Annotated in this window: 8 protein-coding genes; 2 read left to right on the top strand and 6 right to left on the bottom strand. The window is 72.7% G+C overall.

From position 1 onward, the window contains the following. Positions 1 to 21: 21 nt before the first annotated feature. Together WMF22_RS43225 and recD2 are read right to left on the bottom strand one after the other, a co-directional pair. Positions 22 to 1,155 carry a tetratricopeptide repeat protein gene (locus WMF22_RS43225; RefSeq protein WP_044966990.1) on the bottom strand — a complete coding sequence of 378 codons (1,134 nt, stop codon included), beginning with the start codon at positions 1,153 to 1,155 and terminating at the stop codon, positions 22 to 24. 434 nt (positions 1,156 to 1,589) lie between these two features. After that, the gene (gene recD2 / locus WMF22_RS43220; RefSeq protein ID WP_438033525.1) at positions 1,590 to 4,028 is read right to left on the bottom strand and encodes an SF1B family DNA helicase RecD2; all 2,439 of its coding nucleotides are present in this window, start codon (positions 4,026 to 4,028) and stop codon (positions 1,590 to 1,592) included. 214 nt (positions 4,029 to 4,242) lie between these two features. Between recD2 and WMF22_RS43215 the strand changes: the two genes are divergently transcribed. After that, entirely contained in the window at positions 4,243 to 5,466 is a 1,224-nt protein-coding gene (locus WMF22_RS43215) for a LysM peptidoglycan-binding domain-containing protein (RefSeq protein ID WP_438033524.1), read from the top strand. Between the two features lie 71 nt (positions 5,467 to 5,537). On the opposite strand, the gene WMF22_RS43210 is transcribed toward WMF22_RS43215, so the two are convergent. The 4 genes from WMF22_RS43210 to WMF22_RS43195 form a co-directional block, all read right to left on the bottom strand. Next, positions 5,538 to 6,173 carry an AMIN-like domain-containing (lipo)protein gene (locus WMF22_RS43210; RefSeq protein ID WP_437295759.1) on the bottom strand — a complete coding sequence of 212 codons (636 nt, stop codon included), beginning with the start codon at positions 6,171 to 6,173 and terminating at the stop codon, positions 5,538 to 5,540. Between the two features lie 107 nt (positions 6,174 to 6,280). Next, positions 6,281 to 7,984, bottom strand: coding sequence for a protein kinase domain-containing protein (locus WMF22_RS43205; RefSeq protein ID WP_438033523.1), 1,704 nt, complete (start codon positions 7,982 to 7,984; stop codon positions 6,281 to 6,283). Positions 7,985 to 8,253: 269 nt separating this feature from the next. After that, positions 8,254 to 9,150: a hypothetical protein gene (locus tag WMF22_RS43200; protein WP_437295757.1), complete on the bottom strand. Its 897-nt coding sequence runs from the start codon at positions 9,148 to 9,150 to the stop codon at positions 8,254 to 8,256. Between the two features lie 52 nt (positions 9,151 to 9,202). Further along, positions 9,203 to 10,126: a hypothetical protein gene (locus tag WMF22_RS43195; RefSeq protein WP_438033522.1), complete on the bottom strand. Its 924-nt coding sequence runs from the start codon at positions 10,124 to 10,126 to the stop codon at positions 9,203 to 9,205. Positions 10,127 to 10,823: 697 nt separating this feature from the next. On the opposite strand from WMF22_RS43195, the gene WMF22_RS43190 reads away from it, so the two are divergent. After that, complete coding sequence (locus WMF22_RS43190) at positions 10,824 to 12,443, top strand: AgmX/PglI C-terminal domain-containing protein (protein ID WP_438033521.1); 1,620 nt, start codon at positions 10,824 to 10,826, stop codon at positions 12,441 to 12,443. The last annotated feature ends 43 nt before the right edge of the window (positions 12,444 to 12,486 follow it).

Raw genomic sequence — 12,486 nt, 5'->3', positions numbered from 1 at the left:
TCCCCCACGCCTTCGTGCGCGTCAGGCCTTGCGCTGCGCCGGCTGGGCCGCCGCGGCGAGCTGCTGCTGCTGCTGCTGCAGGTACTGAGCGACGGCGCGCGACCGCTCGATGGCGAACTGCTTGACCTCCTTGTTCGGAGAGCCCGCGAGGGCGTTCAGCAGCTTGGTCACCTTCTCGAGCTGGCGCGACTGGAACAGCGCCTCGAAGTAGTTGTTCGCCAGGCGCACGTCGCGGCTCATCTTCGCCTCGTGCGGCTGGAGCAGGCGGACCACCGCCTCGAGGTCGTTCTTCTGCCCGTAGAGCGCCGACAGGCAGAGCAGCGCCAGCGGGTTGTCCGGGTTCTGAGCGACCGCCTTCTTGGCGTACTCGACCGCCTTGTCCCGCGTCTCCTCGTTGGCCGCGTAGAAGCCCTGGATCGCGATGTACGGCGCGGCCGTCTTCTTGTCGGCCGAGAACTTCTCGATCGCGGCGACCGCGCTCGCCTCGTCGCCGCGCTGCTTCTCGTACTGGAAGAGGTAGGCCCACGCGTCGATACAGTCCACGTCGATCGAGAGCGCCTTCTCGATGAACTCGCGCTCCTTCGCGTCGTCCTTCTTCGCCTGGTAGAGCTTCGCGAGGTGCAGCGAGGGGTAGGGGTTGTCCTTGAGCAGGTTCTGCGCGCCCTTCAGCGTCCCCTCGGCCTTGTCGTGCTTGTCCTGCGAGAGCTGCGCGATGCCGAGCGCGAGCCAGTCGTCGCCCGTGCCGCCCTTCGCGACCACCTTCGAGAGCACCTGCTCGGCGCGCGCCAGCCGGTTGTGCTTGAGGAGCTCCTGCGCGTAGATGCGCCCGCGGTTCAGGTCGTCAGGCTGCTCGGTCCAGTGCTTCTCGAGCCCCGCGAGCAGGTCCTCCAGGCCGATCGCGATCGGGCGCCCCTGATCGTCCTGCACCTGCACCGCCGGCCCGTTGAAGCCGAGGAGCTGCCACATCTGCTCGAGGGTCACCGCCGCGGGACCCTGCTCGAGCAGGCCCTTCAGCTCGTCGGTCGGCTTGTTCATCGGGATGACGATGAGCGCGTTCCCCGGCACGCCGTTCGGAAACGCGCTCACGGGCGCGACGATCGCCGCCCCTCCGGTGATGTTGAGCCCACCCGCCTGCTGCTGTCCGTTGGTCGTCATCGTCGATGCTCCGAGATCTCTCCCCCACGCGCGCCGAGGCGCAGGCATCACCCAGCCTCGCCCCGGTACCCTGCGCGCCGTATTGATGGGGGCAGTAGTTCGTGTAGAAGGGGCGCGAACGCTAGCAGGGAGGGCCCAGCCGGGCAACGGGGGAGCTCGGAGCGCGCGCGGCCTCATCGCGGCCATCGCGTTCGGGTCAGACGCGCTTCCTCCCGTGCTTCCACCGCTTCCGCCGCCTCCACGGCTTCCACCCGTGAATCCGCGCGTCGCGACCGTGAACCTCGCCGCGGTCCCCGCGCTCGAAGCCGGCTGCGCCGCTGCGGTTCGCGTCGCCGTCGCCGCCTCGCGGTCGCTCGTGTGATCCCCGTCGTGCTCGCTGTCGCTATCGCCGTCTCGGACGCCCATCTCGCTCGCCCTCTCGCTCGGGCGCCGTCCTAGTCGAGTCGTGGGCCGGCGGCGAGGGGTGCCTCGAGCGTGCGCGCCGATCCAGCGCGCGCCGGCGCGCCGCCGCGCAGCCGCTCCGCGAGGTGCGTGCGGCGCTCCTCACGGCGGGTCTCCGCCAGCGCCAGCGACACGGCCCGCGGATCCGCCACGAGCACCACGAGCCGCTTGCCGCGCGTCACCGCCGTGTAGATGAGGTTGCGCGACAGCATCACGAAATGCTGGGTGAGGATCGGCACGATCACCGCCGGATACTCGCTCCCCTGGCTCTTGTGGATGCTCGTCGCGTACGCGAGCGTCAGCTCGTCGATCTCCGCTTCCTCGTAGCTGACCTCGCGATCGTCGAAGCGCACCTGGAGCTTCCGCTCCTCGGTGTTCACGTCGGTGATGAAGCCGACGTCGCCGTTGTACACCTCACGGTCGTAGTCGTTGCGGAGCTGCATCACCTTGTCGCCGAGCCGTAACGTCCTCGCGCCGCGCGTGACGCTCGGGCCCTCGGGGTTCAGCGCCGCCTGCAGCCGCGCGTTCAGCGTGATCGCCCCCGCCTCGCCCTTGTGCATCGGCGTCAGGACCTGGACGTCGCGCCGCGGATCCAGCCCGAACCCCTTGCCGATGCGCTCCGTCACGAGGTGGAGGATCAGATCCGCCGCCGCCTCGGCCTCGATCCGCTCGATCACGTAGAACTCGCCGCCGGGACCGCGCGCGCCCTCCGGCGGCTCGCCGTCGTGGATCCGGTGCGCGTTCCGGACGATGAGGCTGCCCTCGGCCTGGCGGAAGATCTGCGTGAGCCGCGCCGTGGGCACCTCGCCGGAGGCGATCACGTCCCGCAGCACCGCGCCCGGCCCCACCGACGGGAGCTGATCGACGTCGCCCACCAGCACGAGGCGCGCGGCGTCGGACGTCGCCTGCAGGAGCGCGTCGGCGAGCGCCAGGTCGAGCATCGACGCCTCGTCGACCACGATGGCCCCCGCCTCGATCGGCCGGCCCCGCTGGCGGCCGAACTTGCGCTGCTTGGGATCGAACTCCAGCAGGCGGTGGAGCGTGACGGCCTCGCGCCCCGTCGCCTCGCTCATCCGCTTCGCGGCGCGGCCCGTGGGCGCGGCGAGCCGCACCGGGAGCCGGGCGCGGTCGAAGAGCGCCAGGATGGCCCGGACGATGGTCGTCTTGCCCACGCCCGGGCCGCCCGTGATGACCAGCACCTTGTTCCGCGCCGCCTGCGCCACGGCGTCCCGCTGGGCAGGCGCCAGCGAGACCTGCGTCTTCGCCTCGAACGCGGCGATCGCCGCGTCGACGCCCTCCACGAGGCGCGCCTCGGGCGCCGCGTCGTCCTCGTCGTCGCCCAGCAAGGAGCGCATCCGGCGCGCGAGCCGCACCTCGGCCTCGTGGAGGTCCTTCGGGTAGACGGCCACCTCGCCGGTCTCGAGCGTCTCGACCCGCACGTGGCCGCTCGCCACGAGCGCGTCGATCGCGCTGTCGACCTCGGCCGCGTCGCGCTCGAGCATCGCCGCGGCGAGCTCCGCGAGCTCCGGCCGCGCCGCCAGCGTGTGGCCGCGCGTCGACAGATCGACCAGCGTCTGCAGCACGCCCGCCTGCGCCCGCTCCGGCGAGTCGGCCCGGACGCCGATCGAGCGCGCGATCCGGTCGGCGGTCTTGAAGCCGATGCCCCACACGTCGAGCGCGAGCCGGTACGGGGAGCGGGAGACGATGTCGATCGCGTGGGGGCCGAACCGCTTGTAGATGCGGCTCGCCAGCGCCGGGGAGGCGCCGTGCGCCTGGAGGAAGATCATGATGGCGCCGATCGCCCGCTGCGCCGCCCACGCCTTCGCGACGGCCTGCGCGCGCCGCTGGCCGAGCCCGGGGACCTCGGCGAGCCGCTCCGGCGATCGGTCGAGGATCTCCAGCGTCTCCGTGCCGAACGCCTCCACGATCCGCTTCGCGTACGCCGGGCCGATGCCCTGCACCATGCCGGACCCGAGGTAGCGCTCGAGCCCATCGAGCGTGGCGGGGGCGATCGGCAGCAGGGTCTCGACCTTGAGCTGCTCGCCGTGCTTGGGATCGCGCTCGTAACGCCCCGTCGCGCGCACGCGCGTGCCCGGCCCGACCTGCGGGACCACGCCGACCCAGACCTCCGGCGGGGCGCCGGGGGTGACCTCCACCCGCAGCACCCGGAAGCCGCTCGACTCGCTCTCGTACGTGACGCGGACGACCTCTCCCTCGACCGTCGCCGCCCCGTTGCCCGCCACCTCCCGGGCCGAGAAGAGCTTCTGCTGGCCCCCGCCGCCCGGCTGCCGCTCACCGGTCCCACCCGTCCCGCCCGTGCGCTCGCCGCGATCGTCGTGGCGCGGCGCGTTGTCCGGCCCCGGCGCCGGCGCCGGCGCGGCTGCCCCCCGGGCCGCCCGGTCGGCGCGGCCGCTCCGCTGGGACGGTTGCACGAGGGCAGCATGTAGCCGCCGGCGCGGCGGCGGCAACGTCCTCGTGCGCGGACGCGAGCGCCGCTGCAAAACATCGCGCAACGCCGCATGGCGCCCCGTTACCTGGGCTCACGCTGAACGCGCGTCGCGTGGAGCGCGCCGCACGCGAGCGCGGGGCCGCGGTTGGCGTCGCTCCCTCGCGTCAGTATAGTGGCCCGCGATGGGGCGCAGCACCTTGGTTTCCGTCCTCTGCGCCCTCCTCCTCGCGGGCTGCGCCGGGAGGGCGCCGGAGGCGGCGCGGTCCAAGGACAGCCTGCTGCGCGCGGCCTCCGGGGTGTCCCCGGAGCAGCGAGGCGCTTCGCCTTCGCCCGCACCCGGGACGGCGGCGGAGGAGGAGGCCGCGCTCGCGGACGCCCACGATGACGAGGTCGACGACGACGGTGAGGTCGACGACGGCCTGGAGCTGCCGGCGGATCCGGGCACCGGGGCGCGGGCGCACTCGCCGCTCTCGGCGATGACCGAGGCCCAGATCGAGGAGCTCTTCTCGAAGGACCCCGCGGCGCTCGGGCCGATGTCGCTGGGCGCGACCAACGCGGGCGCGCTGTTCAACGGCGTCCGGATGCCCGAGGGCGATCGGTGGGAGCTCGTCGATCCGGCCCACGCCTGGGGGACGCGCGAGACGATCGACGCGCTCGACCGGGCGATCGCCGAGGTGCACCGGCAGTTCCCGGGGAGCCCGAAGCTCTACATCGGGCACATCAGCGCCCGGGAGGGCGGCCGCCTCTCGCCGCACAAGAGCCACCAGGCCGGGCGCGACGTCGACATCAGCTATTTCCTCGACGCCCGGCACCGCTGGTACCAGCGGGCCACGGCGGCGAACCTCGATCGGGAGCGCACCTGGGCGTTCGTCCGGGCGCTCGTCACCGAGACCGACGTGGAGCTCATCCTCATCGACACCAGCGTGCAGCGGCTGCTCAAGGAGCACGCGCTGAAGATCGGGGAGGACAAGGACTGGCTCGACGAAGTCTTCCAGCTCGGGTCGAGGAAGCCGCGCCCGCTCGTCCGCCACGCCCGGGGGCACGCGAACCACATCCACGTCCGGTTCTACAACCCGATCGCGCAGGAGTCGGCCGCGCGCGCGTATCCGCTGCTCGTGAAGCGCGGGGCCATCAAGCCCACGTCCCAGTACGTGCGCCACACCGCGAAGAAGGGGCAGACCCTGGGCTCGCTGGCCCGGCAGTACGGCACCACCGTGGAGGCGATCAAGCGGGCCAACGGCCTTCGATCCACGGCGATCCAGGCGAAGCGCGTCTACAACATCCCGCGGCCGTCCAGCGGCCCCGCGGCGCCGCCGAAGCAGGTCGTCGTGCCGCCGCGGCGGCTGCCCCCGCCGAAGGCGGCCGACGCGCCTCCGCCGCCGGCGCGCCGCGGCGAGCCCGGGCCCGCGCTGGACGGCTGAGGGCGGGAGGCGCGCGCGTTCTGCGGCCCGCCCGCGGCGCGGGGAGCCGCAGGGGTGCTGCGGGCGCGGCCTCAGTGCTTCACGTCGACGACGAGCCGCGCCGGCTTGGTCAGCTCGAGGACGCGGTACCGGTTCGGCGACGAGACCCCGAGCACCCAGGTCACCTCGGCCTCGAAGTCGCACGTCCGCTCGATCTCGCGCGCCACGCCGAGCGCGAGCTTCCGCTCGCGGAACGGGACCGTGGCGTTCCCCGCGTCGTTGTGCGCCGCCGCGGGGGTCATCCGCACCGCGAGCCATCCGTCGCCCGCGATCTCCGTCGCCTCGCCCGAGCCGCACTGGCGCACCGGCTTGTCGATGTAATCGATGTGGTAGCCCGGCACCGCGTCCCCCTCGAACTCGAACACGACGCGGTCGTAGTGCTCGTGCCGGGCCGCTCGCACGTCGCGCAGGACCGCGACCTTCGCGCCGGCGCGCGGCTTGTCGGTGGCGCCCGCGGTGCCCTCGAACGCGTCGGTGCTCGTGGGATCGGCCTCCTTCGGTGGCCGCGGCGTGGGAGGCTCGTCGTCGACCGCCGGCTCGGCGGAGGCGCGCGTGTCGATCGGCGTGACGTTCGGCATGGGCTGGGCAGGCTCGCTGCCGGCGCCGTTGCGGCAGCCCGCGGCGAGCGACACGGCGGCGGCTGCGAGCAGCAGGGCGGCGGTCCTCATGAGGTCCCTTCCATGGTGCCGCGGCCTCCGCGCGTCCACCGAGACGCCGACGCGCACCCCGGCGCGGCGGCGCCCGCGCGGGCGGGGCGGCCGGCGCGCCTCGAGGATCACCGCGCCGAGGCCCGCGCTCGGCTCAGGATGACCGCGAGCCGGGGCACGATCTCGTCCACCGCGCGCTCGCCCTTCACCGAGCCCTCGACGCGGAGGGGCGTTCCCCGGCCGTCCTCGCCGGGCACGACGAAGAGCGGGATCATCTCCGACGCGTAGCCGGCCTCGGCGAGCCGCTCCCGATCGCGGTCGACGTCGAACTCCAGCAGGCGCAGCGCAGGCAGGACCGCGTCGAGCTGGCCGGCCTTCACCGCGTCGTGAAACCTCGTGCACGGCTCGCACCAGGGCGCGCCCACGTAGACGACGAGCTCGCGGCCCTCCCGCCGCGCGCGCTCCCGCGCCTGCTGCACCAGCGCGGCGAGCTCGCCGCCCTCCGGCGCCGGCTCGAGCTCGGCCCGCAGCGCCGCCGGCCGCGTGGTGACAACGGCGGGCGCCGCGACCGGCATGGGGGCGGCCTGGACGGCGTCAGGGGTGCTCGTGGCGTCCGGCACGCGCCAGCCGAGCGCCAGCACCAGGCCCCCGCCGACGAGCGCCGCCACGAGCGCGACCAGGTAGAGGGACACGGTCGCGTGACGGGGCGGGGCGACGGAGCCGCTGAAGGTCGCGGGAGCCTGCGGCGGAGAGAGCGAGTCGAGCTGCGCCGGGCGGAGCGACACGAGCGGCTCGCTGGGAGAAGGCGACAAGGCCGAGATGCGGAGCTCCGAGATCGACGACGCGGAGGGCAGCGCGCCCCGCGGCTGCGCCAGGGACAGGCGATCCGGGGTCGAGGCCCGCGAGGCGTGCGAGACGTGCGAGACGTGCGAGACGTCGAACGGCTCGCCCGCCGCGCTCTTCAGCGCGGTGAGGCACTCCCTCATCGACTGGAAGCGCCTGTCAGGGCTCTTCTCGAGACACCGCATCACGATGGCCGTCATCGCCGGCGACACGAGCGCGCCCTGGGCGTGATCGGCGAGCGGCGGCGGCGGCTCGCTGACGTGCGCCATGAGCGTCGCCGAGGCCACTTTCCTGTCGAACGGCGCCCTGCCGCAGAGCATCTCGTAGAGCAGGACGCCGAGCGCATAGATGTCCGCGCGCGGCGAGAGCTCGTGGCCCATCGCCTGCTCCGGAGCGGTGTACTTGGGAGAGCCGATGAACACGCCCCTCTGCGTCAGCTCGTCCAGCTGCCGCCCCGAGACGTCCTTGACCAGGCCGAAGTCGAGCACCTTGACGAAGTCCTTCTCGTCCTCCTGGTCGACGAGGAGCACATTGCCCGGCTTGAGATCCCGGTGCACGAGGCCGAGGCCGTGCGCCTCGGCGAGCGCGCGGCAGATCTGCCGCGCGATCCGGCCCGCGCGCGCCTCCGGGAGCGCGCCCTCGTCGTGGAGCACGCGGTGGAGCGTGCGCCCGGCGATATACTCCATGGCGATAAAGTAGATCCCGCGCGGACCGTCCCGGCCGTAATCGAAGACCGTGACGGAGTTCGGGTGGGTGAGCCTCGCCGCGGTCGCGGCCTCGCGCGAAAAGCGTCGAAAGAACTCCGGATCTTGCTCGAGGCGCTCATCGGGGAGGAGCAGCTTGAGGGCGCAGATCCGGCCCAGCGCGAGCTGCTCTGCCCTGTAAACCCTGCCCATCCCCCCTCGCGCGATGAGCGAGATGATCCGGTATCGATCGGCGATCGTCGCGCCGATGAGGGGGTCTTGACCGCTGCTCCTGGCCGCACCCATGGTCTTCACTATATGCGCGATGACGGGCGCACCGCCACCCCAACTCGTGTGTTCTGGCCGACTGCGCGGCTCTAAATCAACGATGCGGCTTGGATCGTACGGCGGCGGAGCGCGCGCGATGCGGCGAGTTGCCGACACGTTTTCCTGACGGCCTCGCCCCACGGGTCCGCCGCGGTTAACCAGCGAGCGCCGAACGATTGCGATCCGGTTTCGCGCGGCCCGCGCCCGCGCGCCGTCCAGCGCCGGGCGCCTCTCCTCCGGCGCGCCCGTCACTGCGCGGCGACATCGATGTCGACCTCGCGCGGCTCCTCGGTGACGCCGCTGGGCGTGGCCCCGGCGCCCAGGATCGCGCCCACGGTCAGGGTCAGGGTCACCTCTCCGCTCGTGAGGGGCGTGGCGACGTACTTCCATCGCAGCCGCACGCTGCCGCCCCTCTCCCCCTCTGCCGAGAGCGCCGCCACGGCGCGCCGCTCGATCTCCGGCGCCGTGAGCGCGGTGCGGAGCCGGTGGCCCGTCGAGGCGATGGCGGGCCAGCGGATGAGGGCGCGGTTGAAGGTCCCATCGAGCGTGTGGGTCACGACCGCGCGATGCCCCTGGACCCGGACGCCGTTCACGGCCCGGAACACGAACGTCTTGTAACGATGGACCTCCGGGGCGGAAGCCGCCGTTCCGTCCTGATCCTCGCGCAGCGTCCTCCGCTGCACCACGGCCCCGATCTCGTCGTTCGGTATGCCCCAGCTGTTCAGGCGCGCCAGCGCGTTCCGCCGGAGGAGCGCCTCGTCCGGCGAGATCCGCGGCCCGCTCGGCGTCTTTCGCAGGACGAGCACCTGGCCGTTCGACGGGTCCTTCTCGTAGGTCCAGTCCGCCGACTCGTGCTCCGTCCGGCGCCCCAGCTCGGTGAGCGGCGTGAACTGCTGATCGGCCCCGATGAGCGAGCGCTGGATGAGCGCGTCATCGAATGAACGCAGCGTCAGCCGGGCCGCCGGGAGCCTCGCGGCGGGCGCCGTTGCGAGCTCCCGCGCGTCGAACGTGAACCCCTCGATCTCCTGCGCGGCCGCGGCGATCTCGCCGTCGTCGCCGCCCCCTTCGGTCGCCACCTCCGGCGCCCCGCAGGCGATGAGGGTCATCGAGAGCGCGGCCCAGAAACCAATCGTTCGCGTCGTCATCGTCATGTCTCCTGTCGTTCGAATCCCTCGGGCAACACGCGGCGTTCGTCGTTCATCCGCCGGGCAGCACGCGCCCGTTCGAGGGGTCGCAGCCGGCGATGTAGTAGATGGTCGAGCCGGTCTTCGGGCCGGTGTTCTTCCGGTCGCGCCACCCGCCGTACTCGTACATGAGCTCCCGCGACGCGAACGACGCGCCGAACACGATCGAGACGGGGCAGTCGTCGTCGTTGCTGAACTGGCTGTCGTCGTAGGCCTCGTCGATCCAGTTCTCTCCCACCCCGTTGGAGATGGAGCTGATCGCGTAGTCGCCCACGTAGTCCTTCACGTGATTGCCGCACGACGAGTCGCCGTGGAACGCGTTCCACATCGTCATGGTGCTGTCCGAGGTCGTGATCTGCTGCCGGTATCCGCCCTTCTTCCACACGTCGTAGTCGCCTGACTGGCACGCTTTGACGACGGCGATCTCCAGATCCCCGCCCGTGCCCGGGTTGCCGAAGAGCATGTTCTCGTTCGTCAGGACGCGGCAGTCGTAGCTGCCGTTGCCCATGACCAGGCCGCTGTAAGCGGGCGTCGACGAGCTCCCGGCGTCGTGCCAGCCGTGCGTGTGGATGAAGACGACATCGGCCTCGTCCGCGCCCGAGCCGGAGGCCATGTCGTTCGCCGAGCAGGCGCAGGACGCCGCCTGGATCGAGTCGGTCCAGTAGCTCCCCCGGGCGCTCGTGTTGTTGCGCGTCGAGACCTCGTCCCAGAGCGAGACCATGCGGAGGAGGTTGAACGTGCCCGCGAAGGCGGCGGCGGTGCTCGTGTGCACCGAGTGCGACAGGCTGGTGTCGTCCTCGCACTCCCCCGTGTGTCCGAAGTTCGCGACCCCGTAGACGTGCGCCTCGTGCTGGGCGCGCGCCGACGACGGCATCGCAAGGAGGCACCCGAGCACCGGAACCCCTGCGAGGACATGGAACGATCGCCTGTTGCTCATACGCTCGACTCCTTCGTTGTCTAGATCGGTGGATGTTCGCCGCCGCCCGCCGCCCGGCGCGCGCTCCACGGGCGCGCCGCCCGTGGATCTCGGGCGTGGACCGGCGCCGGGCAGCGTCGACGGGCGCGGGCGTCAGCGCGCCGCGCTCCGTTCAGCGCGGTCGCGCGTGGTTGACGTCGACAACGGCGTCGACCTCGACGACGTCGCCAACACACCCAGCGTTATTCGCAGCTTCCGTGCCATCGCCAGGCGTCCTTCGACGGGGGCGTCGCGTCACCCGGGACTTCAGCGATCTCCCTGGGATGCGCGGGGATCGCGCCCGCGCGGGCGCCGTCGACCGCCGCCGGCCGCCGCCGGCTGCTCTACGGTTCCGCTCGAGGTGGCGGCGCGATCCCGCGGGGTGATGGCGCGGGCCACCACCACCTCGAGGGGTCGGGCGGCGGTCCAGGAACTGGAACCCCCCGGCGCGGGGATGTGCCGCTGAAAATCGCGGCGCGGCTCCGGAACCTGGGGCGGGCGGCGCTGTCGATCCCTGGCGTGGACGCGGTGCTCCGCGGCGCACGCAGAGAGCGGTGAAGCTCGCCGCGCGTGCGCCGGGGCGCGCCGAGAGAGGCGGGCCCTCGAGGGCTCGCTCCATTCAGACCGCTCGCCGCGCGGACATGCGCGCGAGCGCGAGCAGGGAAAGGGCTGTTCTCCGATGGACACGTTCAAGATGGCTCCGGGCATCGCACCCTCGAATCCGTTCCTCAGCAACCTGCCCTTCAGCCCGTATCCGGCCATCGAGGCCGACGTGCCCGCGGACGCGCCGGAGGGCTCCTATACGTACGCGCTCGTCAAGAGCGCGCCGGACGTCCCCGCTGACGAGTGCGAGACGGACGCTCTTTCGCTCGAGGTGATCATCCGGTGGGGGAACACCCCGCTTCACGTGGCGCACCTGACGCCGCCGCGCGCATTTCATGTCGGCGAGGCGGAGGGCCCCGGGGGCGGGTGCGATTTCTTCCTCCCTGCGGAGCGCCTCGGCGCGGCGCGGGCGCCGCTCGTGCTCGTCGCCGAGGGCGGGGAGGTGAGCGCCGTCATCCCGCCGGGCGCGTCGGGGACCATCGAGTTCGGCAGCTGCAGGATGACGATCGCGCAGGCGATCGCTACCGGCCGCGCGGCGCCGTGCGCGGAGCTCGACGGGGCGCGGCGGATCGCGCTGCCGCCCGGCGCTCGCGCGAGGCTCGAGCTCGGCGATTTCGGGTTCGAGGTGGCGGTGGGCAGGGCGGGCCGCCGCGTCGCGGGCAAGGCCAGCATGGACCGCCGCAACCTGCCGTTCACCGCGCTGTCGACGCTGCTCCACGTCGGCCTGCTCGGGGCCATGGCCGCGTTCATGCCCCCGCTCGCCATGGCCGACGACGGCGGCGTGAGCGCGGAGCAGGCCTACCTCATGGCGCAGGCGATCGGCGCGATCGCCGAGAAGGAGCTGCCCGAGGCGAAGGACGTCACCGACGCGAGCGGCCGGACCGAGCGCGAGGGCGGCTCCGGCGCGGCCGCGATGGGCGAGTCGGGCAAGGCCGGGAGCGAGACGAGCCGGAAGACGGGCGGGCGCTTCGAGATCCAGGGGCCGAAGGACAACCGCGACGTGCGGATCTCGCGGGCCCAGGCGCTCGACGACGCGGCGCGATTCGGCATGATCGGCGTGCTCCAGGCGGGGTCCGGCGGCGATCCCAACGCGCTCTCGGCGCCCTGGGGCGGCGCCGACACGCTCGGCAACGGCGAGAGGAGCGTGATCGCCAACCTGTGGGGCGAGACGATCGACGAGTCGGGCGGCGTGGGCGGGCTCGGGCTGACGGGCGTCGGCGAGGGCGGCGGCGGGCGCTTCACGGGCATCGGGATCGGATCCATCGGCACCATCAACCACGGGAGCGGCGTCGGCGACGGGCCGGGCTTCGGCCCGGGCGGCGGCGCGTCGCGCTTCGCCAACGGCCCTGGCCACAAGGTGAGGGCGCCGCGCATGCAGGTCGGCTCGACCTCGGTGTCGGGCCGGATCCCGCCGGAGGTCATCCAGCGCATCGTGCGCCAGAACTTCGGCCGCTTCCGGCTCTGCTACGAGAACGGGCTGCGCAACAACCCGAACCTCACCGGGCGCGTGTCGGTCGGCTTCGCGATCGGCCGCGACGGGGCGGTATCGAACGTCCAGAACGGCGGCTCCGATCTGCCGGACGCCGGCGTGGTCTCCTGCGTGGTGCGCTCGTTCTATGGGCTGTCGTTCCCGCCGCCGGACGCAGGCATCGTGACCGTGACCTATCCCCTCCTCTTCAGCCCCTCTGGCGGCTGATTCCTCGCCTCGGCCCCTCCAGAGGCGCGATTCGCCTTCTCGG

Origin of the sequence: Sorangium sp. So ce204, assembly GCF_051526795.1 — a bacterium.
In the GTDB taxonomy this organism is placed as follows: domain Bacteria; phylum Myxococcota_A; class Polyangia; order Polyangiales; family Polyangiaceae; genus Sorangium; species Sorangium cellulosum_B.
This window is presented reverse-complemented; position numbering and strand designations above follow the sequence as displayed.